This is a genomic window from Blastopirellula marina, assembly GCF_002967715.1.
Classification (GTDB): Bacteria; Planctomycetota; Planctomycetia; order Pirellulales; family Pirellulaceae; genus Bremerella; species Bremerella marina_B.
Map to the genome: position 1 here is coordinate 1 of NZ_PUIA01000022.1, position 744 is coordinate 744.

Below are 744 nucleotides of genomic sequence, written 5' to 3' on the forward strand. Positions count from 1 at the left end.
ACGCTGATTGCACACGGGTTTCTGCCGACCTCGTTCGGTCGCCGCCCCGACGGAAGTCACGTCGTCGAAATTGACGGAAAGCTGCAAGACTCGCTTCGTGGCGCCCCAGGCAATTTTCTGCCGATCGCGGATGTGGCGGTGACCAGCGTCAACTTGGAAGAGGCTCGCGACTTTGAACGGGTGCGGGAGTTCCACGTTTCGCACTGGAGCCAAATGGACCCGCTGATGGCGGGGATCTATCGGTTTAAGCTCGACGACAAGGGAACCGAACGACTGACGATTGACGCCCGGATGACGCCGTTCGTCGAAGAGAAGTATGGAATGTTGACCGAGCGTCTCGGCCCGCCGATCAAACGTCAAATCGTGCCTGCGCCGGGCGATGTTGCGATGATGCAGGTTGTGCTCAAAGGCGACTTTGACAATCAGCTGTATCACTACGCCGTGGGCCTCCAGGACGTCCCCTTCCCGATCGACAGCTATGCGAGCGGCGGCTTGTTTAACACCTTGCGGATGATGCAATCGACGCCCGGTTATTTAACGGCGTGGCCCAAGCCGGGCCTGATTGATCGTATTCCGGTGTTGGGCCGATTGGCGACGCCGGATCAATATGGCTATTCGCAGTTTCCGTTCGGCTTGTGGCGACGCGAGTACAACGGTTTCTCCAGTCTTTCGTTTCATCGCGAAATCTTGCAGTATGTCACGCCTCAACTGGCGCTGGGCGAGGACGAGCATCCCGCCCAAGCT

General features: G+C 58.5%; 1 pseudogene. It reads left to right on the top strand.

The features are described from left to right. Window positions 1-744 (top strand): annotated as a pseudogene (locus C5Y96_RS27290) (hypothetical protein); the annotation flags it as partial.